20 protein-coding genes and 1 pseudogene are annotated in these 24943 nt (G+C 63.2%); 14 read left to right on the top strand and 7 right to left on the bottom strand.

Features of this window, described 5'->3' with window-relative positions; translation table 11 throughout:
* Positions 1-5: 5 nt before the first annotated feature.
* The gene (locus APT63_14965) at positions 6-884 is read right to left on the bottom strand and encodes a hypothetical protein (GenBank protein ID AMA46811.1); all 879 of its coding nucleotides are present in this window, start codon (positions 882-884) and stop codon (positions 6-8) included.
* 529 nt (positions 885-1413) lie between these two features.
* Between APT63_14965 and APT63_14960 the strand changes: the two genes are divergently transcribed.
* The 10 genes from APT63_14960 to APT63_14915 all read left to right on the top strand — a co-directional run bounded on the left by APT63_14960 (position 1414) and on the right by APT63_14915 (position 15160).
* The gene (locus APT63_14960; GenBank protein ID AMA46810.1) at positions 1414-3264 is read left to right on the top strand and encodes a peptidase; all 1851 of its coding nucleotides are present in this window, start codon (positions 1414-1416) and stop codon (positions 3262-3264) included.
* A 13-nt stretch (positions 3265-3277) separates the two neighbouring features.
* Positions 3278-4603, top strand: coding sequence for a hemolysin secretion protein D (locus tag APT63_14955; GenBank protein AMA46809.1), 1326 nt, complete (start codon positions 3278-3280; stop codon positions 4601-4603).
* On the top strand, positions 4600-6027 hold the full coding sequence (locus APT63_14950) for a channel protein TolC (protein ID AMA46808.1): 1428 nt from the start codon (positions 4600-4602) through the stop codon (positions 6025-6027). The genes APT63_14955 and APT63_14950 overlap by 4 nt, the downstream gene beginning before the upstream one ends.
* Positions 6028-6893: 866 nt before the next feature.
* On the top strand, positions 6894-7925 hold the full coding sequence (locus APT63_14945; GenBank protein AMA46807.1) for a GDP-mannose 4,6 dehydratase: 1032 nt from the start codon (positions 6894-6896) through the stop codon (positions 7923-7925).
* Positions 7925-8821, top strand: coding sequence for a GDP-mannose 4,6 dehydratase (locus APT63_14940; protein AMA46806.1), 897 nt, complete (start codon positions 7925-7927; stop codon positions 8819-8821). Before APT63_14945 ends, APT63_14940 begins: the two co-directional genes overlap by 1 nt.
* Entirely contained in the window at positions 8821-9966 is a 1146-nt protein-coding gene (locus APT63_14935) for a mannosyltransferase (protein ID AMA46805.1), read from the top strand. Before APT63_14940 ends, APT63_14935 begins: the two co-directional genes overlap by 1 nt.
* Positions 9963-11084: a glycosyl transferase family 1 gene (locus tag APT63_14930; protein AMA46804.1), complete on the top strand. Its 1122-nt coding sequence runs from the start codon at positions 9963-9965 to the stop codon at positions 11082-11084. Before APT63_14935 ends, APT63_14930 begins: the two co-directional genes overlap by 4 nt.
* A complete protein-coding gene (locus tag APT63_14925; protein AMA46803.1) occupies positions 11081-12061 on the top strand; it encodes a hypothetical protein in 981 nt (326 codons plus the stop codon). Before APT63_14930 ends, APT63_14925 begins: the two co-directional genes overlap by 4 nt.
* Entirely contained in the window at positions 12061-13074 is a 1014-nt protein-coding gene (locus tag APT63_14920; GenBank protein ID AMA46802.1) for a glycosyl transferase, read from the top strand. Before APT63_14925 ends, APT63_14920 begins: the two co-directional genes overlap by 1 nt.
* Before the next feature lie 91 nt (positions 13075-13165).
* The gene (locus APT63_14915; GenBank protein ID AMA46801.1) at positions 13166-15160 is read left to right on the top strand and encodes a hypothetical protein; all 1995 of its coding nucleotides are present in this window, start codon (positions 13166-13168) and stop codon (positions 15158-15160) included.
* 304 nt (positions 15161-15464) lie between these two features.
* On the opposite strand, the gene APT63_14910 is transcribed toward APT63_14915, so the two are convergent.
* A complete protein-coding gene (locus tag APT63_14910) occupies positions 15465-16397 on the bottom strand; it encodes an arabinose-5-phosphate isomerase (GenBank protein AMA46800.1) in 933 nt (310 codons plus the stop codon).
* Between the two features lie 185 nt (positions 16398-16582).
* Entirely contained in the window at positions 16583-17284 is a 702-nt protein-coding gene (locus tag APT63_14905) for an SAM-dependent methyltransferase (protein ID AMA46799.1), read from the bottom strand.
* A 291-nt stretch (positions 17285-17575) separates the two neighbouring features.
* On the opposite strand from APT63_14905, the gene APT63_14900 reads away from it, so the two are divergent.
* Positions 17576-17890 (top strand): competence protein ComEA, encoded by a 315-nt coding sequence (locus tag APT63_14900; protein AMA46798.1) that lies wholly within the window; start codon positions 17576-17578, stop codon positions 17888-17890.
* Positions 17891-18000: 110 nt separating this feature from the next.
* Here the strand turns inward: APT63_14900 and APT63_14895 are convergent, their stop codons facing one another.
* From APT63_14895 to APT63_14885, 3 genes and pseudogenes are all read right to left on the bottom strand, one after another.
* Complete coding sequence (locus APT63_14895) at positions 18001-18516, bottom strand: 3-deoxy-D-manno-octulosonate 8-phosphate phosphatase (protein AMA47912.1); 516 nt, start codon at positions 18514-18516, stop codon at positions 18001-18003.
* A gap of 30 nt (positions 18517-18546) precedes the next feature.
* Positions 18547-19287, bottom strand: a pseudogene (locus APT63_14890) (hypothetical protein).
* Between the two features lie 27 nt (positions 19288-19314).
* Positions 19315-20157, bottom strand: coding sequence for a 2-dehydro-3-deoxyphosphooctonate aldolase (locus tag APT63_14885; GenBank protein ID AMA46797.1), 843 nt, complete (start codon positions 20155-20157; stop codon positions 19315-19317).
* Between the two features lie 460 nt (positions 20158-20617).
* Here APT63_14885 and APT63_14880 point away from each other — a divergent pair, with 460 nt between their 5' ends.
* From APT63_14880 to APT63_14870, 3 genes are all read left to right on the top strand, one after another.
* Complete coding sequence (locus APT63_14880) at positions 20618-21319, top strand: orotidine 5'-phosphate decarboxylase (GenBank protein ID AMA46796.1); 702 nt, start codon at positions 20618-20620, stop codon at positions 21317-21319.
* A gap of 1589 nt (positions 21320-22908) precedes the next feature.
* Positions 22909-23097, top strand: a complete 189-nt coding sequence (locus tag APT63_14875) for a hypothetical protein (protein AMA46795.1) — start codon at positions 22909-22911, stop codon at positions 23095-23097.
* 184 nt (positions 23098-23281) lie between these two features.
* Positions 23282-24238, top strand: a complete 957-nt coding sequence (locus APT63_14870; protein AMA46794.1) for a ribonuclease BN — start codon at positions 23282-23284, stop codon at positions 24236-24238.
* 49 nt (positions 24239-24287) lie between these two features.
* Here APT63_14870 and APT63_14865 read toward each other — a convergent pair whose 3' ends face one another.
* Entirely contained in the window at positions 24288-24650 is a 363-nt protein-coding gene (locus APT63_14865; GenBank protein AMA47911.1) for an acetyltransferase, read from the bottom strand.
* Positions 24651-24943 lie beyond the last annotated feature (293 nt).

Genomic DNA, 24943 nt, shown 5'->3' with positions numbered 1-24943 from the left:
TTACTTCAAGCCATGTGGCCTGCTGCAATAATGTTCTGCTGTGACGCAGAGTTTTCCCACGGAGACTTAAGGCGGGCAGCGTTCATCTTCGTAGCGGGGGTTACGGTGAGGTGCAGCGCCACCAACGGCTCGTTGCCGGTGGGGCCATGCATCATCTGATTGGCAACCAGGTGTTGTGGTTCGGCAGTACCGAACACCACAACGCCCGTCAATTCGTAATGCTTGCGCATTGGGCCCACGAGGCTGAAGCCTGCGCTGATCAAGGGCAAGCCTTGAGCGCGCGCACCGATAACGGTGCCTGTGGAAACGTTGCGGCAGGGGCCGGACCCGGCCACCGTGCAGGTGTAGACAAGGTCGATGCCGATTGGTTTCTCGGCCCAGTCGATTGCGAACGATTCGATGAATTCGTCGGCACCCGGTTCACCCACGTAGCCGTCGTTAGAAACGACTTCGCCACTCGCGTTCAAGTGAGCGGTGATCGTGAGGGGCAGGGGCGTGTCGGCCGGGAGGGCTTGGTTCGAGTCGGTGCTGGCCACCACGGCAAAAGTGCGCATGATGGCGGGCGAGGTGTCGATGCGGTCGATGCGCAGATCCACTGGTTCGATCACTTCGTCGAACATGTGGTATTCGGTGATCAGCACCGTGGTGACACCGGCCTTGACGCGGGCGATGATGGTGTCGCCCAGCTTGGTCAGCATGTTCTTGCTGACACCCTCGGCGGGGAAGAAGTCGATGGAGCCTTTACCCAGGGGGGCTTGCTGAAGGGCGATGCAGACGGGCTTGTCAGCGGGGGGCTGCGAGGCGTATCTGAAGATGTACATGCCCGGCTCGAGTAGCGTGACCCGTGAGCTGATCTTCAGGCCATCGAGGGTCTGTGAAGGCATAGACATGGCGTTGTTAAGCTCCTTTTAAGCACTAACACTGGTAGCTAACTTGCTCAGACCCGTGCATACACTAAGCGGCCATTGAAGGCTTCCTGCGAGTGGCGAAGATGCCGTCCGAGGGAAAGGATGTCAACCAAGAAATTAAAAAAAAATTCTGAATTCCGTGGGAACTTAGCCGCTAGCGCTGCGATCCGCGAAGGCGGTTCAAGGATATCCGAGTATCCTAGTAGGAATCTTTTTCAATAGGAAAATTCCTTTTAAATCATAGGAATGAAGACTTAAGAATTTTTCCCGCAAAGTCGGACAGTTTTTTTGACACACCTCTCCCGTGATCATATTAGGGGACGCCACTGGTCGCATCGTCAGGATGCTGATCCAGACGGTGCTAGGTTTCATGATCGGCGACAAATTTCATGAAACACTGGGCGTCTTGTGTGAACAAAATCACGGCAGGCGCAGTCCGATGCGCCGCCTTCTTTGGTCGGTGGTACACTGCCCGCCGCTTTCGCCATTCCTCAGTATGGATGCCATGAGTTATCAATCCGACAATAACCTGCAAGCCGCCCTCAAAGCCTGCAAGAGCAGCTTTCTCTCGGTAGGCTTCTTCAGTTTCTTCGTCAACGCTCTGATGCTGGTGCCTACCTTTTACATGATCCAGGTATCGGGTCGTGTCGTACCATCCAGCAGCACCTCGACCCTGCTCATGCTGACGCTCATCATGACGGTGCTGGTGGTGACCATGGGCGCTCTGGAGTGGGTGCGCTCTCGCATCATGGTGCGTATCAGCAACCGCTTGGATGTCCTGCTCAGCCGGGATGTTTATCGAGCCAGCTTCAAGCGTGCGCTCTCCAGCGGTGGTGCCGATGCGACAGCCCAATCACTCAGCGATTTGACCTCCCTTCGGCAGTTCTTCACGGGTTCAGGGCTGTTCGCGTTCTTCGACGCGCCTTGGTTCCCCATCTACACGATCGTGATGTTCTTGTTCCACCCCTGGTTCGGCTGGATAACTCTGGGGTGTGGTGCAGTCCTCACGGTACTGGCGGTCGTCAACCATAGGGTGACGGGTCAGGCGCTGGCCACCGCCAACAAGGAGAACGTCGCTTCCAATGTCGTGACCACCAAGACCCTGCGCAACGCCGAAGTCATCGAATCGATGGGGATGCTGGAAACGCTGATGAACCGCTGGGCCAAACGCCAGCGCAATGTCATGTTGCTGCAGTCGAACGCCAGCGATAAAGGCGGCCTTGTAAGCTCGACCTCCAAGACGTTCCGCACCTGGTCCCAGTCGATCATGCTGGCCACAGGCGCTTATCTGGTGATCACTCACGAAATCAACCCTGGCTTGCTCATGGCAGGGTCGCTGTTGTTAGGTCGTGCGTTGGCGCCTATTGATCAGATGATCAGCAACTGGAAAGGCTTCGTTGGGGCCAAGGTTCAATATGATCGCCTGAACAAGGTAATGGACGACCTGAAAAACGAGCCCGAGCGCATGCCGCTGCCCGCGCCCGAAGGCCACATCCAGGTCGAAAACCTTATTGTGGCTCCCCCGGGTTCCAAAGCCCCGGTCCTGCGCAGCATCAGCTTCGTCGCTCCGGCTGGCTCCATCGTCGGCATCGTAGGCCCCAGTGCCGCCGGCAAGTCCACCTTGGTACGTGCCCTCATGGGTATCTGGCCGCCTCAGCATGGCGTCGTGCGCCTCGATGGTGCCGACATCGCCACTTGGGACAAGCAAGCCCTTGGCCCTTATGTGGGTTACCTGCCCCAGGACATCGAACTGTTCGAAGGCAGCATCAGCGAAAACATCGCTCGGTTCGACAAGGTCGACCCTGAAAAGGTAGTGGAAGCGGCGCAGATGGCCGGCGTGCACGAGATGATCCTCATGCAGCCCGATGGCTACGACACGGTCATTGGCAGTGAGGGGGTCAACCTGTCGGGTGGTCAGCGTCAGCGTATCGGCCTGGCCCGTGCCCTGTATGGCAAGCCGCGGCTGATCGTGCTCGACGAGCCCAACTCCAACCTTGACGATGTGGGTGAGAAGGCCTTGGGCATCGCGCTTCAGAAGGTCAAGGAAAGCGGGGCGACCGTCTTCATCGTGTCGCACCGTCCGAACATCCTCTCGCGTCTCGATCGTGTGCTGGTCATGGCTGGCGGTACCATCTCCCTCTATGGCGAGCGTGACAAGGTCATCGCCCAATTGGCGCAACAGCAGGCGGGTAACCAGCCACGGGTTGCCAAGGCGGCTCCCCCCGCCGGCCCTGCTGCGCCTACCGCGCCTGCTGGCCCTGCCGCACCCGGGGCGCCTGCGGCCCCCACACCACCTGTAGCACCTGCGGGGGGCAACCCCGCCGCGCCATCACCAGCAACCCCCAACGGCGTGTGAAAGGACCTCATCGATGACCAGCAAAGCCATAACGCAGTTCGACCACAACTTCGATGACATGCCCACCTCCGATCGTGGCATTCGCCGCATCGGCCTGACCATCGTCCTGGTGACCTTTGGCATTTTCGGCACCTGGGCTGCCTTCGCGCCCTTGAGCAATGCGGTGCACGGCTCCGGTTTCGTGACCGTGCAGAGCTACCGCAAGACCGTCCAGCACCTGGAAGGCGGGATCGTCAAGGAACTGCTGGTGCGGGACGGTGATTCGGTGAAGAAGGGTGACCCCGTCATCGTTCTGGACGAATCCCAGCTCAGCGCCGAGTACGAGTCCACCCGTAACCAACTGATCGTCGCACGTTATAAAGAAGCGCGTCTGCGTGCGGAGCGGGACCAGCTCGATACGATTCCGCCTGTGGAACTCAAAGGCACCGATTCCGATCGTGCCAAGGAAGCACTCGCCGGCGAGCAACAGGTCTTCGTCTCCCGCAAGGCATCGCGACTGGGTGAGATCTCGGTACACCGCGAACAGATCAGCCAGCTCAAGGCGCAGATCGGTGGTCTGGAAGAGATGATCCGGACCAAGCAGGGGCTCGAGAAGTCCTACAGCGGTGAAATCAAACAGCTCAAGGACCTGCTGGCCCAAGGCTTCGTCGATAACCAGCGCCTGCTGGAGTCGCAGCGCAAGCTGGACATGTTGCGCACCGAAATGGCCGATCACAAATCGACCATCGCCAAGACCAAATTGCAGATCAGCGAGACCGAGCTGCAGATCGTCCAGCTGGACAAGAAATTCAGCGCCGATGTGGCCGATGAGCTGGCGCAGGTCCAGGCGCAGGTGTTCGATCTGCAAGAGAAGGAAGCGGCGCTGCAGGATCGCCTGTCGCGCATCGTGATCCGTGCGCCGGAAAGCGGCATGGTGCTGGACATGAAGGTGCACACCATTGGCGGTGTCGTGCAAGCGGCGACCCCCTTGATGGACATCGTGCCCATCACCTCCGACCTGGTCGTCGAGGCCAAGGTAGCGCCGAACGATATTGATCGGTTGGAGCTGGGCAAGACGGCTGACATTCGTTTCAGCGCGTTCAACAACGCCACCACCCCGGTCATCGAAGGCAAGCTGACCCGCATCTCTGCCGACCGCTTGACCGATGAACGTTCGGGCGACCCTTACTACCTGGTCCGGGTCAAGGTCACCGACGACGGCATGAAGAAGCTCGCCAACCGCAAGCTGCAGCCGGGTATGCCAGCCGAAGTGCTGATCAACGCCGGCGATCGCACCATGCTCGAGTACCTGCTCAAGCCGGCGCGCAACATGTTTGCCACATCGATGATCGAGGAATGAGTGTGTTGCGTTTCTTACCCGGTGTATTGCTGAGCCTGGCCGTGGCGCAAGCCATGGCCGCTGAACCTGTCGTGCCCAAGGACGTGCCGCCCAAGCAGGTGTCGGCCTCCACCTATGCGTTGGACCTGGGGGGGCTGTACCGCGAGGCGCGCCTGGAAGACCCACGCGTACTGGCCGCCTACCTGCGTGCGCAGTCAGCGGTCGAACAGCAGCGTGCCTCGTTGGGTGGCCTGCTTCCCCAGCTCTCCGCCAACAGCAGCGGCAACCGGATCTTGCGCAAGGACGAAGCCTCGCGCGAGATCTACAACAACAAAAGCAACTCGGTCACGCTGACCCAGTACCTGTACAACAAGACGGCTTGGGAAACCTGGCAGAAGTCCAAGAGCGTGACGCGTCAGCGTGGCGAGCAGGCCGAGGATGCCCATGCCGAAGCGACCGTCGAGCTGGCCAAGCGCTACTTCGTGGCCCTGGCGGCGGATGACGAACTCGAGCTGGTGCAGGCCGAGCGGCGCGCGACGCAGAAGAACCTCGATCGCGTGACGATGATGTTCGCGCAGCAGATGGCCAAGATCACCGACAAGCTCGATCTCCAGGCGCGCGTGGACTTCCTCGCGGCCCAGGAGGTCGAGGCGCGCAATCAGGTGCAGGTCAGCCGTGAGGCGTTGTCCGAGCTGGTCGGGCGGCCGATCACCGAGCGGTTGAGCCGAGTGCGTAACGATGTGGCCCTGGAGGCACCGCCCCGTCCCTTGGCCAATTACGTGGCCCAGGCGATCGACGCCAACCCGTTGCTCAAGTCCTACGAATATGGCGCCGAAGCCGCCAATGCGGCCGTGCGTGAAGGGAAGGGCGGGCATTACCCGCAAGTGTCCCTGAACCTGAGTGCCCAGCGCAGTGACGTGGGCTACGACAACACGCAGACGCCGCGCAGTGACAGCTATGTGGCGAGCGTCGGGATCTCGCTGCCGTTGTACAGCGGTGGCTCGACCTCGGCGCGGGTGCGCGGTCTGTATAACGACCAGTTGGCCGCCGAGCAGGACCTGGAAGGTGTTCGTCGCCAAGTCGTCAAGGAGACTACGACCTCTTACCTGACCGCCCAGGCGGCCGTCGAGAAGATCCGCGCCAACCGCAATGCGCTGTCTTCGGCGCAGCAGTCGAGCATCGCGGCGCAGAAGGCGTTCGCCTATGGCGTGGTGAACGCGGTGGACGTGCTGACCAGCGTGCAGAACGAGTTCAAGGCCCGTCGGGATCTGCTCAAGTCGCAGTATGACTTCATCACCAACCTGTTCATGCTCAACCGCTGGAGCGGTCAGTTGAACCAGGAGAGTGTGGACAGCGTGAACGTGTGGCTCAGCCCGGAGCCGGACAAAGGGTTGCCGGGTGGGGATCTGGCCAGGGTGGATGACAAGCCTACGGCCAAGCGCTGAGTGGAGAGAGTAGGGTAGGTATAGTCTGAGCCGGCTCTGTCGTTGACAAGCCGGCTTTTGCGTCTCTAGGTACAGCGCAGGGGCGCAAACCGTTGCGGCTTCATGGGGAGGTGGCTGTCTTTGCCTTGTTCCATGGGCCTGCGTAGTGACTGTCTTGTGGGCCCTGCGGGCCCAATCGCGGCACAGGGGCCGCTCCTACACCCGTAGTGCCATCATGGTGTTGGAGGGAAACGCGATCCTCTATGGGAGTCCGCCCGCCGCCTTGGCGCCGCGCTGTTGTGCAGAGAACATGGCGATAGGCGGCGGTCTCGTAAGATATGTCGTTGATCGATTTCAGGGATCGCTTTGCGGTCCATCGCGGCTGGTCCGGCGCCCCGGCAGGGGCCGCTCCTACACCCGTAGCCCCACCGCGGCGTTGCAGGCTATCGCGGTCACCTGTGGGAGCGGCCCCAGTGCCGCGATTGGGTCCGCAGGACCCACGAAACCATTCAACCCGCTGCCTCAGGATACAGCTACTCGTTTAAACAACGATGGCACGCCTCTACCCCTCCAATCCTGCCACCTGCCTCTTTCCCCGCCGCCTACCTACACCCACACGCCTCGCCGCTTGCCGCCCACCCCCAAAATCGGTTTTATCCGATACCCCCGCGAACGAAAAATTTGCTTTGATGTCCCTACCACCTGCACGATCATGTCGCCGCAAGTCGCAGTGTGTGATCCTGTTACGTGATCTACGTCGAGCACGATGCGGCGGTAGATGTATACTCACGCACCCACAGTTCACGCCGGCGTGCTTTGCAGCCTTTCGGGGCCTGCCATCGGCACATGAATGCCCTTTATCGTACTAACGGAGTTGGTTAATTCGCATGAAAGCAATCGTCACTGGGATCACTGGTCAAGATGGCGCCTACCTGGCAGAACTGCTGCTGGAGAAGGGCTACACCGTCTATGGCACCTACCGCCGTACCAGCTCCGTCAACTTCTGGCGTATTGAAGAACTGGGCATCCAGAACAACCCGAACCTGCACCTGGTCGAGTACGACCTGACCGACCTGTCCGCCAGCATCCGTCTGCTGCAGACCACCGAAGCCACCGAGGTGTACAACCTTGCCGCGCAGAGCTTCGTCGGCGTGTCCTTCGAGCAGCCGCTGACCACCGCCGAAATCACCGGCCTGGGCGCGGTCAACCTGCTGGAAGCCATCCGCATCGTCAACCCGAAGGTCCGCTTCTACCAGGCGTCCACCTCCGAGATGTTCGGCAAGGTCCAGGCCATCCCGCAGATCGAGAGCACCCCGTTCTACCCGCGCAGCCCGTACGGCGTCGCCAAGCTGTACGCGCACTGGATGACCATCAACTACCGCGAGTCCTACGGCATCTTCGCCACCAGCGGCATCCTGTTCAACCACGAGTCGCCACTGCGCGGCCGTGAGTTCGTGACCCGCAAGATCACCGACACCGTCGCCAAGATCAAGCTGGGCCTGCAGGACACCCTGGAACTGGGCAACCTCGACGCCAAGCGCGACTGGGGCTTCGCCAAGGAATACGTCGAAGGCATGTGGCGCATGCTGCAGGCCGACGAGCCGGACACCTTCGTCCTGGCCACCAACCGTACCGAAACCGTGCGTGACTTCGTCAGCATGGCCTTCAAGGCCGTCGACATCACTCTGAACTGGAAGGGCGAAGCCGAAGCCGAGCAAGGCATCTGCGCCGCTACCGGCAAGGTCCTGGTCTCGATCAATCCGAAGTTCTACCGCCCGACCGAAGTCGACCTGCTGATCGGCAACCCGGCCAAGGCCAAGGAAGTTCTGGGCTGGGAGCCGAAGACCTCGCTCGAAGAGCTGTGCCGCATGATGGTCGAAGCCGACCTGCGTCGTAACGAGCAAGGGTTCTCGTTCTGATGACCCAGGCCAGCAAACGCGCACTGATCACCGGTATCCAAGGCTTCACCGGGCGCTACATGGCTGCCGAACTTCGGGCTCAAGGCTTCGAAGTGCTCGGTACCGGCAGCCAGCCGTCCGATGAGCCAGGCTATTTTCAGGCAGACCTGACCGATGCGGTCAGGCTGCGCGCGCTGCTGGCCGACCTGCAGCCCGATGTCGTCGTGCATCTGGCTGCACTCGCCTTCGTGGGCCATGGCGTGGCCGACGCGTTCTATCAGGTCAACCTGATCGGCACGCGCAACCTGCTCGAAGCCATCGCCGCCTGTGGCAAGGTGCCGGACTGCGTGCTGCTCGCCAGCAGCGCCAACGTCTACGGCAATGCCTCCGACGGGATGCTGAGCGAAGCCACGCTGCCGGCCCCGGCGAACGATTATGCAGTCAGCAAGCTGGGCATGGAGTACATGGCCCGCTTGTGGCAAGACCATCTACCCCTGGTCATCACACGCCCGTTCAACTATTCGGGTGTGGGACAGGGCGAGAATTTCCTGTTGTCCAAGATCGTGTCGCACTTCCGCCGTCGCGCGCCTGTGATCGAACTGGGCAACCTCGATGTCTGGCGCGACTTCAGTGACGTGCGCGCGGTCGTGGCCGCCTACCGTGGGCTGCTCGAAGCGGCACCGGTCGGCCAGACGGTGAACGTCAGCTCTGGTGTGGCCCATTCGCTGCGCGACGTCATCGCGCTGTGCGAGCAGATCACCGGCCACCAGATCGAAGTGACCGTGAACCCGGCCTTCGTGCGGGCCAACGAGGTGAAGACGCTGACTGGCGACAACACGCGCCTGCGGGGTCTGGTGCCGGATTGGAGCACGCCCCCCCTGAGGGACACCTTGGCCTGGATGCTGGATGCGCAATAATGAAAGTCGTGCTTTCCGTCGAGCCTGTCCGCTTTCCGCTGACGGGCATCGGCCGCTATACCTACGAGCTGGCGCAGCGCCTGGCGCAATGCCCTGACATCACCGAGCTGCGCTACATGGCGGGTCGGCGTTTCCTGCCCGCGCTGCCCAGCCCCCAGGATCAATCCGGTGGCGGGCATGGCCTCAAGCGCCTGGTGCAGAAGATGCCGGTCGCCATCGAGGCCTACCGCGTGCTCATGCCCTGGCTCAAGAGCCGCGCCCTGAAAGGTCACGCTGATTACCTCTACCACAGCCCCAACTACTACCTGCCCCCGTTCAAGGGGCCGCGGGTGGCGACCTTTCATGACTTGTCGCCCTTCACCTGGCCACAGTGTCATGCGCCGCAGATGGCGCGCTTCCTGCGCAAGGAGCTGACACAGACCACCAAGCGCGCCGATCGGCTGATCACCGACTCGGAGTTCACCCGCCAGGAACTGGCGGCGTTCTTCGACTGGCCGTTGGACCGCATCGACACCGTCCCCCTGGCCAGTGCACCGGAGTTCCACCCGCGCAACGAGGCAGCGCTTCGCCCCGTGCTCGACCGGCATGGTCTGCAGCCGGGGGGCTACAGCCTGTTCGTCGGTACCATCGAGCCGCGCAAGAACATCCAGACCCTGCTCGATGCCTACCAGCGTCTGCCGCTGGCCGTGCGCACCCGTTGGCCGTTGGTGCTGACCGGTTACCAGGGATGGTGCAGCGAAGCCATTCACCAGCGGCTCGAGAGCGCCCGCCGCGAGGGCTGGGCCTACTACCTGGGCTTCGTGCCCAGCCAGGACCTGCCTTCGTTGTTCGCAGGAGCACGGCTGTTCACCTTCCCCTCGCTGTACGAAGGCTTCGGCCTGCCCGTGCTCGAAGCCATGGCCTCCGGCGTGCCGGTGGTCTGCTCCAACACCTCGTCGCTACCGGAAGTGGCGGGCGAGGCGGCGATGATGTGTGACGCCATGGATGTCGAGGTACTGACGGCGTTGATCGCCAAAGGGCTGGAAGACGACGCCTGGCGCGCCCGCGCCGTACCTGCCGGGCTGGCCCATGCCGCCCGTTTCTCCTGGGAGCGCTGCGCGCTCGACACCCTCAATGTCTATCGCCGCACGGTGGCCTCGCGATGATCAAGGTCCTGCACTTCTTCAAGACGTACTACCCCGAGACCATGGGCGGCATCGAACAGGTGATCTTCCAGTTGGCCGAGGGGGGGCGTGCCCACGGCATCGAAGCCGAGGTCTTGTCGTTGAGCACGCGCGGTGCCGGGCGTGACGAGGTGGTCGGGCATCACCGGGCCCATCGCTCCAAGCTGGACCTGCAGGTCGCCTCGACCGGCTTCTCGGCGTCGGCGTTCAAGGACTTCGCCGAGCTGGCCCGGCAGGCCGATATCATCCATTACCACTTCCCCTGGCCGTTCATGGACCTGGTGCACTTCGCCAATCGCCTGAACAAGCCGACCGTGGTCACGTATCACTCCGATATCGTCAAGCAGAAGACCCTGCTCAAGCTGTACCAGCCCTTGATGCATCGCTTCCTTCGCAGCGTCGATCGCATCGTCGCCTCGTCCCCGAACTACGTGGCGCACAGCGAGACGCTGCAGCGTTTCGAGAACAAGGTCGAAGTGATTCCCTTCGGCCTGGATGAGTCGACCTACCCGACGGTGGACGAACAGCGCCTGGACCATTGGCGTAAGCAGGTCGGCCCTCGGTTCTTCCTCTTCGTCGGTGCGCTGCGTTACTACAAGGGCCTGAACTACCTGATCGAAGCCGCCAGCAAGACCGGGCTGCCGGTGGTCATCGTCGGCCATGGCCACCTCGAGCAGACACTGCGCGCCCAGGCCAGCAGCCTCGGCGCCGATTCGGTGCGTTTCGTCGGCGGCGTCGATGATCTCGACAAGGTGGCACTGCTCAAGCTGTGCGAAGGTTTCGTCTTCCCCTCGCACCTGCGTTCGGAAGCCTTCGGGATCTCGCTGCTCGAGGCGGCAATGTATGGCAAGCCGATGATCTCCTGCGAGATCGGCAGCGGCACCACCTACATCAACCTGGACGGTGAAACCGGCCTGGTGGCGGCGCCGCGCGATGTCGACAGCCTGGCCGATGCCATGCGCACCTTGTGGAACGATCCCCAGCGGGCAGCCGAAATGGGGCAAAACGCCCGTCGGCGCTTCGAGACGATGTTCGCGTCCACCACCATGATCGACAGCTACGTGCAGCTGTACCGTCAACTGCTCGATCGTCCGGCATGAGCGAGGCCCTGAACGGCGGCACGGTGCTGGTGACCGGGGCCAATGGCTTTGTCGGGCACGCCTTGGTCGACCACTTGCTGCGTCGTCATGACCGTACCGTGGTCGCAGGCGTACGGCGCTCCGACGCCCGTGTACCGGCGGGTGCCGAGCCTCGGAGCGTGCCGACCCTGGGGCCGGAGGCGGATTGGGCGAACGCCTTGGCGGGTGTCGACCAGGTCGTTCATGCGGCTGCCCGTGTGCACGTCATGGACGAGACCGAAGCCGACCCGCTCACCGCGTTCCGTCGAGTCAACACCCAGGGCACCCTGGCCCTGGCCGAGCAGGCCGCACGGGCCGGTGTGCGCCGCTTCGTGTTCATCAGCTCGATCAAGGTCAATGGTGAGCAGACCGCGCCGGGCCGACCCTTCGACGCGGATCAACCCGTCGCGCCCACCGACCCCTATGGCCTCTCCAAGCATGAAGCCGAGCAGGGCCTGCTTCGTCTGGCCCGCGACACGGCCATGGAGGTGGTGATCATCCGCCCCGTGCTGGTCTATGGCCCTGGTGTCGGCGCCAACTTCGCCAGCCTGATGCGCTGGCTGAAGCGCGGGGTGCCGCTGCCGTTGGGCGCCGTGCGCAACCGGCGCAGCTTGGTGAGCCTGGACAATCTGGTAGACCTGATCGCCGTCTGTCTGGACCACCCCAACGCCGCCAACCAGGTCTTTCTGGTCAGCGACGGCGAAGACCTGTCCACCACCGATCTGCTGCGCCGTCTGGGCTTGGCCCTGGGACGGCGGCCTTGGCTGCTGCCCGTCCCCCCGCGCCTGCTGACGCTGGCCGCGCACCTGATCGGGCGCACGTCGATCACCCAGCGGCTGTTCGGCTCGCTGCAGGTGGACATCGACAAGAACCGACGGCTGCTGGGCTGGCGGCCTGTCGTCACGGTAGACCATGCCTTGCGTACCACTGCCGCTTCTTTCCTGGAGTCACGCCCTTGATGTCCTTCGTCTGGCTGCTGGCCGCCGTCGCGCTGGCTGCTTTTGTGTTGACCGCGCTGATCCGGCGCTATGCCTTGGCGCGCAGCCTGATGGATGTTCCCAATGCGCGCAGTTCCCACAGCGTGCCGACCCCGCGCGGCGGTGGCGTGGCCATCGTGTGCGCCTTCCTGCTGGCGCTGGCCGGGCTCTGGTCGTTCGGCCAGGTCGCCAGCGCTGACGTCATCGCCCTGGGCGGCGCGGGCCTGCTGGTCGCCGTGGTCGGTTTCATCGACGATCACCAGCACATCCCCGCGCGCTGGCGGTTGCTCGGGCATGGGCTGGCAGCCATCTGGCTGCTCGCCTGGCTGGGCGGGCTGCCCACCGTGGTGGTCGCTGGCCTGTCCGTGAGCGCGCCCTGGCTGCTCGTCCCCCTGGCGGTGCTGTACCTGGTCTGGCTGCTCAACCTCTATAATTTCATGGACGGGATCGATGGCATCGCCGGGCTCGAGGCAGTCGTCGTGTGCCTGGCCATGAGTGCGCTGTACCTGGCCGGCGGGCATGCCGAGGCGATGATCGCGCCGCTGGTGCTGGTCGCGGCAGTGATGGGGTTTCTGCTCTGGAACTTCCCGCCGGCCAAGATCTTCATGGGCGATGCCGGCAGCGGCTTTCTGGGCGTGACCTTGGGTGGGCTATCGCTGCAAGGGGCCTGGGTCGCGCCTGACTACCTGTGGGCCTGGCTGATCCTGCTCGGGGTGTTCATCGTCGATGCCACCGTGACCCTGCTGCGACGGCTGTTCAATGGCGACAAGGTCTACGAAGCGCACCGCAGCCATGCCTATCAGCATGCTGCTCGCCGTGTGGCCGGTCATCGCCCCGTCACCCTGGCCGTGGCCGCGCTCACGCTGGGCTGGTTGCTGCCCATCGCCTGCCTCGTGGTGCTGGCCGGGCTCGACGGCGTGCTGGGCACCGTGATCGCCTACGTACCGCTGGTGCTGCTGGCCGTGCGTTACGATGCCGGAAAGGCCGGCGACTGACGGTCAGGTGTAGTGTACCTGTTCACTGACGGATGCCCGGCGGCATCCTCTGTACAACAACGATGAGGGCAAGCCGACCCGGTCGGCGGATATGGACAAGCTGCGTACCTTCCTGGTGAACCTGTCGCGTCGACAGAAGCGCCTGATCCAAGTGACCACCGACGTCATGCTGGTGTGGGCCGCCCTGTGGCTGGCGTTCGTCATCCGGCTCGGCTACGACGAGATGTACAACCCGATCAAGGTCCACGCCTTCCTGTTCATTGCCGCTCCGATCGTGGCGATTCCGCTGTTCATTCGTTTCGGCCTGTACCGGGCGGTCATGCGCTACTTCGGCAACGACGCCCTGGTCGCCATCGTCAAGGCCGTCAGCCTGTCGTCCCTGCTGCTGACCCTGGTCGTCTACTGGTACAGCCCGCCGCCGCCCGTGGTCCCGCGCTCGATCATCTTCAACTACTGGTGGTTGAGCATGGTGATCGTCGGCGGCCTGCGCCTTGCGATGCGCCAGTATTTTTTGGGCGACTGGTTCACCGCTGCCCAGCACGTGCCGTTCGCCAACCGTGACAATGGCTTGCCCAAGGTGGCTATCTACGGCGCCGGCTCGGCGGGCAACCAGCTGGTCGCGGCCCTGCGCATGGGCAAGGTCATGCGCCCGGTGGCCTTCATCGACGACGATCCCGACATCGCCGACCGGATGATCTCCGGCCTGCAGGTCTACAAACCTGCCGATATCCAGCGCATGATCAAGGCCACGGGTGCCGAAGAGATCCTGCTGGCCTTGCCTTCGGCTGCCCGGGAGCGGCGACGAGAGATTCTCGGCTACCTGGAAGGCTTCGCGCTGCACGTGCGCAGTATTCCCGGGATCATGGACCTGGCCAGTGGACGGGTGCAGGTCGACGACATTCGCGAAGTGGACATCGGTGACCTGCTGGGCCGCGATCCGGTGCCGGCCCAGAGCGATCTGCTGGAGCGCTGCATCGTGGGCCAGGTGGTGCTGGTCACCGGCGCGGGTGGCTCGATCGGTTCGGAGCTGTGTCGGCAGATTCTGGAGCAGCAGCCCCAGGTACTGATCCTCTTCGATCACTGCGAGTACAACCTCTACTGCATCCATGCCGAGCTGGAGGCGACCCTGCGGCGCGAGCCGCGGCCCGTGCAGCTGCTGCCCATCCTCGGCTCGGTGCGCAACCAGACGCAACTGGTGGACATCCTCAACGCGTGGCGGGTCGACACCGTCTACCACGCCGCCGCCTACAAGCACGTGCCGATCGTCGAGCACAACGTGGCCGAGGGTGTGCTGAACAATGTCATGGGCACGCTCAGCACGGCCCAGGCCGCGCTGCAGGCCGGCGTGTCGAGCTTCGTGCTGATCTCCACCGACAAGGCCGTGCGCCCGACCAACGTCATGGGCAGTACCAAGCGCCTGGCCGAGATGACCCTGCAGGCCCTGAGCGGCGAAACCGCCCCCGTGTTGCTGGGAGATCCGCACAACGTCGCGCAGGTCAACAAGACCCGCTTCACCATGGTGCGCTTCGGCAACGTGCTGGGGTCGTCGGGGTCGGTGATTCCGCTGTTCCACAAGCAGATCAAGGCGGGCGGGCCCCTGTCGGTCACCCACCCGAAGATCACGCGGTACTTCATGACCATTCCTGAGGCGGCGCAGCTGGTGATCCAGGCCGGGTCCATGGGGCAGGGCGGCGATGTGTTCGTGCTGGACATGGGCAAGCCGGTGAAGATCGTCGAGCTGGCCGAGAAGATGATCCACCTGTCCGGCTTCAGCGTGCGCTCCGAGCGCAACCCGACGGGCGACATTGCCATCGAGTTCACCGGGCTGCGGCCGGGGGAGAAGCTGTACGAAGAGCTGCTGATCGGCGACAACGTCGAACCGACCCGGCACCCGATGATCATGTCGGCGAACGAGGATTGCCTGCCGTGGAGCGTGCTCAAGGGCCGGCTGGAGGCCTTGCTGGCCTCGGTCGAGGCGAACGATTACCCACAGGTGCGCAAGCTGCTGCGCGAGCTGGTGTGCGGGTATGCGCCGGAGGGGGAGATCGTGGATTGGATCTACCAGCAGCGGCGGCAGGATTCCTGAGTCGAGGTGGTGAGGCGCTTCGGATGCGCCTCGACATGCAGAGACGGTGGGGCGGGTTTGTGGGCCTTTCAGGCCCAATCGCGGCACAGGGGCCGCTCCTACAGGTGGACCGCGTTGCTGATCTGGCAGAGGTGTGTTGTTCCGCTGTAGGTTTGGACCGCGCTGCTGATCTGGCAGGCTGACACTGTCCCCTGTAGGAGCGGCCCCTGTGCCGCGATTGGGCCCGCAGGGCCCACAACCCAGCCCCGCCGTCTCCGATCAATGACTACGCCTGACCAGCACCGTCCTCTACCGCCCCCACCTCTCAATCAAATATCTCAACCACCCCCACCACCGCACCCACTTCATCCGTCACCGCCAACACCCGAATCTTGTGCTCCACCATGAACGCCTCCGCCTCGGCCAGCTGCGCATCGCTGCGAATGGTCCGCGGTGTCGTCGTCATGAATTCGGCGACCGACGCCTTCACCACCCCTTGGTCCTCCAGCAACGCCCGTCGCAGATCGCCATCGGTGACGATCCCGGCCAGGGTCTCGCCCTCCATCACCACCGCCATCCCCAACCGACTCTGCGTCATCACCAGCAGGCAATCGTGGAACGCAGTCTGCGGCGTCACGACCGGCGCCGGTGCATGCATCACGTCCCGCACGCGGGTCAGCAGCTTGCGGCCCAGGCTGCCGCCGGGGTGGTAACGGGCAAAATCCATGGGCTTGAACTGCAAGGCGTCGATCAGGGCCACGGCCAGGGCATCGCCCATGGCCATGGTCGCCAGGGTCGAGGTGGTCGGTGCCAGGTTGTTCGGGCACACCTCGCGCTCGACCGACACGTCCAGCCAGACGTCGGCATGCCGCGCCAGGGTCGAGCGGCCGTTGCCGGTCATGGCGATGATCGGGTTGCCGAAGGACTTCAGGCTCGGGATCAGCTTGATCAGCTCGTCGGTCTCGCCGCTGTAGCTGATCAGGACCAGCACGTCGATGGGCTTGAGCATGCCCAGGTCACCGTGAAACGCTTCGGCCGGGTGCAGGAAGAAGCTCGGCGTGCCGGTGGAGGCGAAGGTGGCGACCATCTTCTTGCCGATCAGGCCGGACTTGCCGATACCGCAGACCACCGTACGGCCCTGGCAACCCAGTATCAGGTCCACGGCCTGCTGAAAGGCGCCATCGAGGCGGTCTGCCATCTGGGTCAGGGCCTGGGCCTGGGCGGCGAGGGCTTGTTGGGCGATCGGTAGATGTTTCATGTGCAGGATTCGTCTTCGCAAATAACGGGAAACACGTCGGCCAAAGGCAGGGCCGATGGGCACGACGACCGTGCGCAGAGGTGGCACGGGACGGGAAATCAGCCTGGCTGGCGCTGCACGGAATAGACCGTCGTCGACCAGGCATGAGCGGGCGCATTGTAAACCAAGTCGCCCGGGCGGCGCGCTCAGGCCTGCGCCAGCAGGTGGGTGATCCACTCGGCCTGGCGGGTCATCTCGCGCACTTTCTCCTCTGGCACCGCTTGCCGCGCACGCGCCAGGTTCTTCAGCGTCTGCTCTTTCTGGCGCAGCATGCGTTGCCACTTGTTCAGGAACGCCGGGCTGCGCACCTGCATCTGCACGGGGCCGAAGTACAGCTCCTGCTCGGTGTACTGCACCGGTCCGGTGGGTTCGGCGACGATGATTTCGTAGTCGAAGCGGTGCTCACGCAAGGCCTCTTCGTGCACGATCCGGTAACCGTGTTCCATCAGCCACACCCGCAAGGGTTGCTCACCCCCATTGGGCTGCAGCACCAGACGCTCCTGCCCATTCAAGCGTGCCTTGCCCCGGTCGAGGATGTCGCGAATGGTCTCACCGCCCATGCCGCACAGGCTGACCGTGGTGATGCCGTCTTCCGGTCGCAACGCCTCCAGGCCATCGGCCAGGCGCACCGTAATTTGGTCGGCCAGGTCGTTCTCGCGCACGGTGCGTTCGGCGGCGTGGAAGGGCGTCAGCGCCACTTCGCCAGCCACGGCAGCTTCGATGACGCCACGGCGCACCAGGGCCACGGGCAGGTAGCCATGGTCCGAGCCGATGTCGGCCAGGCGTGCGCCGGCAGGCACGTGCGCCGCGACGCGCTCCAGGCGCTGGGACAGGGTGTGTTCGTTCAACGGTGATCCTCTTTTCGACGTGCATCCCGGCGGCGATGGCCGCAGCGGGACGCGAGTCTGGCAAGCAATGCGGATCAATTCAAATGGTCGTGCCCAATGGCGCTTTCCAATGCCGGCTGTAGGACGTGTGGCAAGCAGGCGAAGGCCGCGTGCAACGCCCTGTTTACGCTGTCTGATTCAGTAACCATTGGCCTGCGTGCGAGGCTGGGCGAGGGGCCGGGCAACGGCTAGTGTGACGGGGCAGCCACTGGAATCGCTGCACCATGTCCACCATTCACAGGAGTGATCCCCATGCGCAAGACCCTCTGCAAATCCCTGCTGCTGCCCCTGTTCGCCAGCCTGTCGTTCTCCATCAGCGCAGCCTCGGCCACGCAACCCGGCACGCCGTCAGCCGTGGTGCAGACAGCGGCCACGGTCGACGTGAACAAGGCCGATGTCGCCACGTTGCAAAGCGAGCTGACCGGTATCGGCAAGTCAAAGGCCGAGGCCATCGTGGCCTACCGAGAGGCGCACGGCCCATTCACGAGCGTGGATGAGCTGTTGGAGGTGAAAGGCATCGGCAGTGCGCTGCTGGAGCGAAATCGGGACAAGCTCACGCTGGAGTGAGCCTGCGCCCCGTCCGGCCCATGAAGCGTTCGGGCCCGTGGGGCCGTTAGGCAAGGCCGGTCGGCCAGCCTGCACCTGGCAGGGCTGGCCGACCGCTCACGCAGTGGGAGTCACTGGGCCATCTTGCCCATGACCCGCGAATAGCCCGCCGCCGTCTCGAACACCTCGGCTTTGCCCTGGGCGATCAGGATGGCATCGGCCAGCTCGCGGAACGCGCCCGTACCGCCTGCGGCGTTCAGCACGCCCGAGGCCGCAGCCTTGACATACACCGGAGCATCGGCCACCGCGAACGACAGGCCGCACGTGGCGAAGGCGGGCAGGTCGATGCTGTCATCGCCAAGGCAGGCCGTCTGCGCGGCGCTGACGCCCGCTTCGTCCATCAACTGCTCGCAGGCCGTCTGCTTGTCCTTGACCCCGAACTGGCACAGCGTGATGCCCAGGTCGGCGACGCGCTTGCGCAAGGTCGCCGAGTCGCGCCCCGACAGCACTGCCACGCGCACGCCGTTCTCTTCCAGCAGGCGCATGCCCATGCCGTCGCGCACGTGGAAGCGCTTGATGCACTCGCCGTTGCCGTCGTAGAACAGGCCGCCATCGGTCAGCACGCCGTCGACGTCGGTGATCACCAGGCGCACGTCGGCCAGCGTCGGCAGGACCGGTGCTGGCTGGCCACTCATCAGCGCACGCACCTGCTCCAGCCCTTCAGGCGTGTCGACGCCTGGGCCGGTCGGCTCGACGTGATACGCGCGGATGCTGTAGCCCGCGGCCAGCAGGCGCAACTGCTCGAGCTTTTCGGCATGTTCGAGCATCGGTTGCGGCAGGGCGCTGTACTCGGCCAGGACCTGACGGCGATAACCGTACACCCCCACATGCTTGAGGTAGCGGGCAGCCTCCCCATCGCGCGGATAGGGGATCGGCGAGCGGCTGAAGTACAGCGCGTTGCCGTTGTGGCCCAGCACCACCTTGACCGCCTCGGGGCGCTTGGCCTCGTGGCTGTCGATGGCGTGGCACAGGGTGCCGATGGCGACCGTGGGGTCGGCCAGCATGCCGGCGATCAGCGCCTCGATGTCGGTCGGCCGCACCAGCGGCTCGTCGCCTTGCAGGTTGATGTACACATCGGCCTGCACCTGGCCCATCACCTCGGCCAGGCGGTCGGTGCCCGACGGATGCTCGGGCGAGGTCATCACGCAGACCCCACCGAAGGCCTCCACGGCCTGCGCCACACGGGCATCGTCCGTGGCGATCACCACCTGATCGGCGTTGCCGACCTGCAAGGCGCGCTCGTAGACGTGCTGCACCATCGGCTTGCCGAGGATGTCCGCCAGCGGCTTGCCCGGCAGACGGGTCGAGCCATAGCGCGCCGGGATCACGATCGCGACCCGTTGTTCGGTACCTGTCATGTCAGTCCCTCGTTCAGCGCGATGGGCTTAGCGGATGTTCAGGGCCGGGAAGGACTTGACCAGGTCGTCCAGCGCCTTGATCTGCGCCAGGAACGGCTCGAGCTGGTCCAGCGGCAGGGCGCTGGGGCCGTCGCACTTGGCCTGGTCGGGGTTGGGGTGCGCTTCGAGGAACAGGCCGGCCAGGCCGACGCCCATGCCGGCACGCGCCAGCTCCACCACCTGCTCGCGACGGCCACCGGAAGCTGCGCCCGACGGGTCGCGCTGCTGCAGGGCGTGGGTCACGTCGAAGATGATCGGCAGGTCGTCGCAGGTGCGCTTCATCACGCCGAAGCCGAGCATGTCCACCACCAGGTTGTCGTAGCCCAGGCAGGTGCCGCGGTCGCAGAGGATCAGCTGCTCGTTACCGGCTTCGCGGAATTTCTGCACGATGTTCTGCATCTGCGACGGGCTGAGGAACTGCGGCTTCTTGATGTTGACCGGCTTGTTGGTCTTGGCCAGCGCCATCACCAGGTCGGTCTGGCGCGCCAGGAAGGCAGGCAGCTGCAGCACGTCGACCACTTCGGCCACGGGCGCGGCCTGGTGGATCTCGTGCACGTCGGTGATCACCGGCACGCCGAATTCGGCCTTCACCTTTTCGAAGATGCGCAGGCCTTCTTCCAGGCCTGGGCCACGGTAGGAGTGGATCGAGGAACGGTTGGCCTTGTCGAAGCTGGCCTTGAACACGTAGGGGATGCCGAGCTTTTCAGTGACCCGGACGTACTCGGCGCAGGCGGTCAGGGCCAGGTCGAGGGATTCGAGCACGTTGACGCCGCCGAACAGGACGAAGGGTTTGTCGTTGGCGCAGTCGATAGTGGGGGTGATCTTAACCATGGGGAAGTGACGGCCCTAGTCGGTGGAAAATGAAAGGGCGTCAGTATACCCCTTCCACCTGGGGGCCGTGTTCCTCCCGTCTTGCGTCGCCTGGGCAGTGCCCTCCGTCCAGGCATGACGCAGGCCTCAGCGATCCCGCGCCTCCTTGGCATCCATCTCGGCATTGCGTTGCTTGATCTTCTGCTTCTGCTCGTCGCTCAACGGCAGCTTGCTCGCTGTGTCACGCAGCATCAGCAGCCCACCCACGATGGACCCAATCGCCACCAGCAGTATCAACCAGGCGTACCACGGCATGATGTTCTCCCACTCTCATGAAGGCCGAGGCCCATTGTAACGTTCGAGCCTGGGGCAGGGCGGGGGTTCCCACGGACCGCGACGCCCTGGCGTCGATCCGCGCCCCATCGGCGGGGCACTTCGTTTACAATGCGCGCCGTTCACGCCTTGCCTAGAGACCATTGCCATGCCCGCCTGCCAGACGCCCCTGATCGTTGCCCTGGATTTCCCGACCCGCGAAGCCGCCCTGCGCCTGGCCGACCAGCTCGACCCTGCCCTGTGCCGGGTCAAGGTCGGCAAGGAGCTGTTCACCAGCAGCGCATCGGGCATCGTCGAGGCGCTGCGCGACAAGGGCTTCGAAGTGTTCCTCGACCTCAAGTTCCACGACATCCCCAACACCACCGCCATGGCCGTCAAGGCCGCCGCGGAGATGGGTGTGTGGATGGTCAACGTGCACTGCTCCGGTGGCCTGCGCATGATGTCGGCCTGCCGCGAAGTGCTCGCCCAGCGCAGCGGCCCGCAGCCGCTGCTGATCGGTGTGACCGTGCTCACCAGCATGGAGCGCGAGGACCTGGCCGGCATCGGCCTGGACATCGAGCCGCAGGAGCAGGTGCTGCGCCTGGCAGGTCTGGCGCAGCAGGCGGGCATGGACGGTCTGGTGTGCTCGGCGCTCGAAGCGCCCGCCCTGAAAGGCACCTACCCAGGCTTGCAACTGGTGACGCCGGGGATCCGTCCGGCCGGCAGCGCCCAGGACGACCAGCGCCGCATCCTGACGCCGCGCCAGGCGTTGGAGGTAGGGTCGGATTATCTGGTCATCGGGCGGCCGATTACGCAGGCATCCGACCCGGCCGTGGCACTGGCGTCGGTAGTCAGTGAGCTTGGACGGTAAGCTGACGTAGGCACCACCCTCTTGCGTGAGCTGGGGCAGTACCGGTCATGATGCCATATAGGGCCGGTACGATGATCCCGCACATTTAAAATGTCTACTCGAGGCGTGTTTCAGCTTGAGCAGTCAGTAAGACTTCGTACAGGCAAGTACTAACGTGTTAATGCGTCCGTGAGCGGTTAGCCATAGGGATGAAGGTGCTCTTCGCACGGTAGTGTCAGCGAGGTTTTTGATATTACAACGCCTTTCGAACTTTTTCGATAATACCTCGTAGATACTCGGGCCTGGTGTTTCTTCCAACGTAGCCTCGTGGTGTGGATGACCAAGGCTGATCCATCTGTTGCAACACAATTGTCTTGGTTTCTTCTAGTTCAGCCTTTAAGGCGTCTTGTGGGTGGGGAACATCCAGCTGTGCATGTTTGACGTCTCTAGGGGGGGAGATAATAAGCGCATCAACAACTTCCTTCACTCGCTCTGCACGTGCGTTCTTATCTTTAAAGCGCGATGCAGTCATTGCCCATTTCATGGGTTTTGATGGGGTTATGGGCTCGGCGATTCCCCGCGTCATTTGAGACGATGAACCAGGCATTGCGTTGGCAGAGCTGCCCGTAGCAGGCGGGCTTGAAGCAGGGATGCTAGCTGAAGGGTTATGAGGTGTTCGTCTGGTTCCAGGTGCATGCTGGATGGCACTGGATCGTTGCTGTTGCTGTCGCTGCAATAGCTTGTATCTCTCAAACATTTTTTTCTTTATCTTACCGGTGGGGTCAGCGAAATTGATAGGGTCGCCTTGGCAATAGGCATAGGCATTAATGCCGCCTTCAAGAAACGGACTCATGACGTCAGGAGAGTTGAAACGCATGAGCCATGACTTGTAAGTGCGATAGCCGTTGCCTAGTAGATAGTCTCCTTCCATTGGCCCGCGCCGTGCACCCGTAAAACCCAGTACGGTCGAGCGTGAGGGTAGGGTTGCACGATCGTATCCATAAGGACCATACCGTTGCGTCGTTGGGGCTGCGGTGGTGATTGAACCGAGCCTATCAACCCCTAGCAACGTAGTGCTCGATGTCCTGGGCAGATGTACGATTTCTGCAAATGCATCCCGCCCATGTGTAAAAAAGCTGCGTTTCGTTGGGCCCAAAATCTCACTGGTTAGCGTAGCCCCTTGGTAGAAAAAAAGCACAGTAGACATGGTGGGCTCCCGTTTGCCTTGTTAAGATACGGCTGAGCACACGATTTCAGACCTTTGGCATCGGCACAACTGTCAGAATTATCAGTGTCCATGCAAGGCACGCACTCCAAGACCGCTGACATTCACATCTTGCATGTCACGCCTCCCCGGCGCAGGCCGTCGGACCCATCGTCGTCGTCATGGCTTTCGGCCTAGAGAGGGGTGGGCGCAATCGGCGTCGCAAGGGCAGAACGGGAAAGCAGCGGCAGCAAAGCTGCTACAGCGGACAGGCCATGCATTGCCCCGTGTGTTCTGAGCCCGTCGTTTTTGTGGCAAGGCTGCGCAAAAAATCTGGAACTTCCACCCGGGCTTACCCCTCCATCTAGTAACGACACAGTCCCGTGTCCTTTGAAGGAGAGTTCCCATGAGCGGCACCACAGACAAAGTAAAAGGGATGGCTAACGAAGCGGTCGGCAACGTCAAGCAAGGCGTCGGCAACATGACCGACAACGACAAGCTGAAAGCCGAAGGCAAGGCCCAAGAGATCAAAGGCGAAGGCCAGCAGGTCAAGGGCGATGTGAAGAACAAAGTCGACGACGTGACCAAGCCATAAGGTCCCGTTTCGCGAAAACGGCCACCTCGAGTGGCCGTTTTTTATGCGGGGTCGTTTTTGTTGGCTCGCAAGGGAGCGGTGGCCGGTCAGCGTGGTCTACTAGACTAGATTGCAGCCACGTAGGCCCCGAAGCGTTGTCGGGCCTGTACCGATGACCGTCGAAGCGGCGAGGGAGACGCTAACCATGTTCAAAGCCATGCAGGGCCTGCCTGTACACAAGGTATTGATTCGCACCGTCAACGAGTTTCTCGATGACGAGATGTCCACGTATGCCTCCGCACTGGCGTACCAGATGCTGTTTTCGCTGTTCCCCTTCCTGCTGTTTCTCATTGCGCTGATCGGCTTCCTGCACCTGCCGGACTTCTTCTCCTGGCTGCGCTTGCAGGCCGAACTGGTCTTGCCCGGCCAGGCGCTGGAGCAGGTAAACCCGGTGATCGACCAGTTGCAGCAGTCCCAGGGCGGGTTGCTGTCTGTGGGTATCGTCATCGCGCTGTGGACGGCTTCGGCCGGCGTGCGCCTGATGATGAGCGCGATGAACGCTGCCTACGACGTGCCGGAAGGCCGTCCGGTGTGGAAGCGCATTCCGCTGTCGGTGCTCTACACCATAGGCTTCGCCGGCATGCTGTTGTCGGTTGCGGCACTCATGGTGCTGGGGCCACAGGTGATGGAGTGGATCGCTTCGCAGGTCGGGCTGGGTGACTTCATCGTCACTGTATGGACCGTGCTGCGGTGGCCGGTGATCATCATCCTGATGATGATCGCGGTGGCCTTGATGTACTACCTGATGCCCGACGTGAAGCAGCAGTTTCGCTTCATCACCCCTGGCTCCGTGCTGGCCGTGGTGGTGTGGATCGTCGCCTCGCTGGGCTTTGGGTTCTACGTGAAGAACTTTGCCGACTACAACGCCATGTACGGCAGCATCGGGACCATCATCGTGCTGCTGCTGTACTTCTACATCTCCTCGGCCGTGCTGTTGCTGGGCGCGGAGATGAACGCGGTGATCGAGCACATGTCCGCCGAGGGCAAGGACAAGGGCGAGAAGGACTTCGACGGCACCACGGCGCCGGAGCCCAAGTCGGTCTTGGGCAAGGAAGAGCCTGCACCCGCTGCCGCGCAGCCAGGCGGCGCCAACGGCCATTGAGGCTGAGGGTGCCCTGGCCTGAAAGAGCAGGGCACTTCAGCGGGGTGGCTCAGGTGTCGATGCCCACACCTGCCGGTGGTAGGCACGGGGTGGACTGCAAGGCGATCAGGGGCTTGTGCCGTTGGTAACGGTGCAGGCGCCCCGCCAAGACCTCGGGCAGAGCGACGGCCGGTTCGAAGCACAGCCGTCGGTAGAACGGCAGCAGGTCAGGGTGGCAGAACAGCCATACCGTCCCTTCCAGCCCGGCCATGGCCGCCGTCATCAGGCTCGAGGCAACACCCCGTTGCCGCCACTGGGGGGCTACCAGCAATCCGGTTAACCAGTGACCGCCTTCCACGGGCGTCAGACTCAACCCGGCCACGATTGACACGGACCGCGCGACCCAGGGTTGGCCGTCGGCTGGCGTGCGCATGCGTGAGCCGTGCTGGCGGTAGAAGTGATCCAGCAAGCGGCGTTCGAGTCCGGTCAGGGGCGTACAGCGCAGGGCGGGTGAGGCGTGCATGAAAGGGCCATGGGTTGAAGAGCGCACAGCATACCTGCTTGTCTTCCCTGCCCACAGCGCGGGGCCTTCATCGCGGGCAAGCCCGCTTGTATGGTAGGACTTGAAGGGAGGAGGAGGGACTAGATCCGCTTCTGACTGTTCGCGCAGTACAGACCGTGGGAGATTTCGCCCCTCCTCCCTTCACCTAAGCGCCGATAAGGAAT

The organism is Pseudomonas monteilii (assembly GCA_001534745.1).
Lineage (GTDB): Bacteria > Pseudomonadota > Gammaproteobacteria > Pseudomonadales > Pseudomonadaceae > Aquipseudomonas > Aquipseudomonas alabamensis.
The sequence above is the reverse complement of the archived record's forward strand: the minus strand, read 5'-3'. Positions and strand labels throughout refer to the sequence as shown.

Excerpts from the sequence above, each read along its gene's own strand:
- APT63_14965 (AMA46811.1), bottom strand. The coding sequence starts at position 884 with ATGCCTTCACAGACCCTCGATGGCCTGAAGATCAGCTCACGGGTCACG.
- APT63_14960 (AMA46810.1), top strand. The coding sequence starts at position 1,414 with ATGAGTTATCAATCCGACAATAACCTGCAAGCCGCCCTCAAAGCCTGC.
- APT63_14955 (AMA46809.1), top strand. The coding sequence starts at position 3,278 with ATGACCAGCAAAGCCATAACGCAGTTCGACCACAACTTCGATGACATG.
- APT63_14950 (AMA46808.1), top strand. The coding sequence starts at position 4,600 with ATGAGTGTGTTGCGTTTCTTACCCGGTGTATTGCTGAGCCTGGCCGTG.
- APT63_14945 (AMA46807.1), top strand. The coding sequence starts at position 6,894 with ATGAAAGCAATCGTCACTGGGATCACTGGTCAAGATGGCGCCTACCTG.
- APT63_14940 (AMA46806.1), top strand. The coding sequence starts at position 7,925 with ATGACCCAGGCCAGCAAACGCGCACTGATCACCGGTATCCAAGGCTTC.
- APT63_14935 (AMA46805.1), top strand. The coding sequence starts at position 8,821 with ATGAAAGTCGTGCTTTCCGTCGAGCCTGTCCGCTTTCCGCTGACGGGC.
- APT63_14930 (AMA46804.1), top strand. The coding sequence starts at position 9,963 with ATGATCAAGGTCCTGCACTTCTTCAAGACGTACTACCCCGAGACCATG.
- APT63_14925 (AMA46803.1), top strand. The coding sequence starts at position 11,081 with ATGAGCGAGGCCCTGAACGGCGGCACGGTGCTGGTGACCGGGGCCAAT.
- APT63_14920 (AMA46802.1), top strand. The coding sequence starts at position 12,061 with ATGTCCTTCGTCTGGCTGCTGGCCGCCGTCGCGCTGGCTGCTTTTGTG.
- APT63_14915 (AMA46801.1), top strand. The coding sequence starts at position 13,166 with ATGGACAAGCTGCGTACCTTCCTGGTGAACCTGTCGCGTCGACAGAAG.
- APT63_14910 (AMA46800.1), bottom strand. The coding sequence starts at position 16,397 with ATGAAACATCTACCGATCGCCCAACAAGCCCTCGCCGCCCAGGCCCAG.
- APT63_14900 (AMA46798.1), top strand. The coding sequence starts at position 17,576 with ATGCGCAAGACCCTCTGCAAATCCCTGCTGCTGCCCCTGTTCGCCAGC.
- APT63_14885 (AMA46797.1), bottom strand. The coding sequence starts at position 20,157 with ATGGTTAAGATCACCCCCACTATCGACTGCGCCAACGACAAACCCTTC.
- APT63_14880 (AMA46796.1), top strand. The coding sequence starts at position 20,618 with ATGCCCGCCTGCCAGACGCCCCTGATCGTTGCCCTGGATTTCCCGACC.
- APT63_14875 (AMA46795.1), top strand. The coding sequence starts at position 22,909 with ATGAGCGGCACCACAGACAAAGTAAAAGGGATGGCTAACGAAGCGGTC.
- APT63_14870 (AMA46794.1), top strand. The coding sequence starts at position 23,282 with ATGTTCAAAGCCATGCAGGGCCTGCCTGTACACAAGGTATTGATTCGC.
- APT63_14865 (AMA47911.1), bottom strand. The coding sequence starts at position 24,650 with ATGCGCACGCCAGCCGACGGCCAACCCTGGGTCGCGCGGTCCGTGTCA.